This is a genomic window from Mycobacterium sp. (assembly GCF_035499775.1).
Classification (GTDB): Bacteria; Actinomycetota; Actinomycetes; order Mycobacteriales; family Mycobacteriaceae; genus Mycobacterium.
Genome location: NZ_DATJYB010000528.1, coordinates 1 through 2,075, shown reverse-complemented (window position 1 = coordinate 2,075; position 2,075 = coordinate 1). Strand labels below are relative to the sequence as shown.

2 protein-coding genes are annotated in these 2,075 nt (G+C 67.9%); one reads left to right on the top strand and one right to left on the bottom strand.

What is annotated here, in order from left to right:
• Window positions 1-634 (top strand): helix-turn-helix domain-containing protein (locus VML93_RS32305; protein WP_325616951.1); only part of this gene is annotated, 634 nt, incomplete at its 5' end.
• An 11-nt stretch (window positions 635-645) separates the two neighbouring features.
• Here VML93_RS32305 and VML93_RS32300 read toward each other — a convergent pair.
• Complete coding sequence (locus VML93_RS32300; protein ID WP_325616949.1) at window positions 646-1,851, bottom strand: acyl-CoA dehydrogenase family protein; 1,206 nt, start codon at window positions 1,849-1,851, stop codon at window positions 646-648.
• Window positions 1,852-2,075: the final 224 nt, after the last annotated feature.

Below are 2,075 nucleotides of genomic sequence, written 5' to 3'. Positions count from 1 at the left end.
ATTCGCAGTGGTGGCCGCCGAGACGACGGCGCTGGCCCGGCAGCCGCTGCCGAACATCGAGAACCGGCTGCGAGCACGGGACATCGGTTCAGCGTGGCGGCTTCTCCCGGACCTGCAGGTGGGCATCGTGTCGCTGCGCTCACCGGAAACGGTCGAGCCGGTCGCCAGGATGCTGCGGTCGGCCGCGACGGCCCGGATCGGGGTGAGCCCGGCATATAGCGGCCTGGAGAAGACCCCGCAGGCGCTGCACCTGGCCCGGGTCGCGCTGGCCAGCTGCGTGCCGGGCAGCGTCGAGGTGTGCGTCTTCGACGACGCCCCGCTGGCGGTGCTCGTGGCGAGTTCCCCGGCGACGTCCTACCGGATCGCGGAGCGAGTGCTGGGCCCGCTGCTGCAGATTCCCTCGGACGAGCGTGAGATGCTGCTGGACACGCTGGGAACCTACTTCGCGGCCCGGGGCTCGGCGATCGAGGCCGGGAAGCGGCTGTACTGCCACCCCAACACGGTGCGCCACCGCCTGCACCGCATCGAGCGTCAGACCGGCCGCTTGCTGCAAGACCCCAGATCGTGCGGGGAGCTACTTGTCGCTTTGGAGGCGCTGCGCAGGCTACCCGAGCCGGCCGACGGCTTGGCCTGAAGCGGATCGGATCAGGTGAAGGCGCTCTGCCCGGTGATGTCGCGGCCGACGAGGAGCGTCTGGATCTCCGCGGTGCCCTCGTAGGTGAGAAGTGCCTCCATGTCGCACATGTGGCGCATCACGTGGAAATCAAGCAGGATCCCGTTGCCGCCGAGGATGTCGCGGGCCATCCGGCAGACGTGACGGCCCTTGACCGTGCAGAAGTACTTGGCCAGGGAGGCCATCGTGTCGTTCAGCTTGCCGTCGTCGATCAGCCGCCCAAGCCGGATGCAGTAGAGCTGCATGGCGGTGACCTCGCCGAGCATCTCGACGAGCATCGACTGGATCAGCTGGTTCTTCGCGATCGGCCGGCCGAACTGGGTCCGCCGCTGAGCGTAGGTCAGGGCGATGTCGTAGGCGGCGACCCCGTGTCCGGCCGAGGCCCAGGACACGGTGTTCCTGGTGCCCTTGAGCACCCGGGCGACGTCGGCGAAGGAGTTGCAGTTCGCCAGCCGGGCATCGTCGGAGACGCGGCAGTCAGTGAGCGTGATGTCCGCGTTCTGCACCATCCGCAGCGCGACCTTGCCGGTGATCTTGGACGCGGCGTAACCGGGGTTGTCCTTTTCCACCACGAACGCCTTGACCTGCCCGTCTTGGATATCCCGGGCGTAGACGACGATCACGTCGCACCACACGGCGTTGCCGATCCAGCGCTTGCGGCCGTTGAGCACCCACTCATTGCCGTCGCGCCGGGCGGTGGTCTCCAAGGCGACTGAGTCGGATCCGTGCTCGGGCTCGGTGAGCGCGAACGCCCCGATCTTGTCCATCCTGGCCATCGGCGGCAGCCAGCGCTGCTTCTGCTCCTCGGAGCCGAGCAGGTAGATCGACTGCATCGCCAGCCCCACGTGGACGCCCAGGAACGTCCCGAGGCTGCCGTCGACCCGGCTGATCTCATACATCACCAATCCCGCGCCGACGGCTGACATCGGCGTGGTGCCGTAGCCCGCCATGGTGTCGCCGACGATGTTCAGCCCGGCGAGCTTGGGCACCAGCTCGAACGGGAACTCGTCCCGCTCCCAGTACGAGCCGGCGACCGGCAGTATCTCGGCTTCGGCAAACTGCCGCACCTTGTACAGCAGCCCCAGCTCGTCCTCGGTCAGCTGGTCCTTCATCAAGTAGTAGTCGGTCTCCCGGGCGAGCCCGATGTCCTGCGCCAGCGCTGTGACTGTTGTCGTCATGCCAAGCCCTCCTGTTCGAGCACGTCCTCGGAAACGTAATGCGGCCGGGTCGCCTGGCGGTGCCCGGATGTCGCCGCGCCGGCGGGATCTCCGTTACTCCTCGCGCGCCAACGTGGTGCGCACGGCGCCTGCGGCCTCGTCTTCTGATTCGTAGATGTGCGGCGCGACGCCGCGTGATTCGAGCGCGTCGCCGAGTTTGGCGCGCATGAACGCGCTGGTGGTGA

Coding starts and splice junctions, on each gene's coding strand:
- VML93_RS32300 (WP_325616949.1), bottom strand. CDS start 1,851: ATGACGACAACAGTCACAGCGCTGGCGCAGGACATCGGGCTCGCCCGG.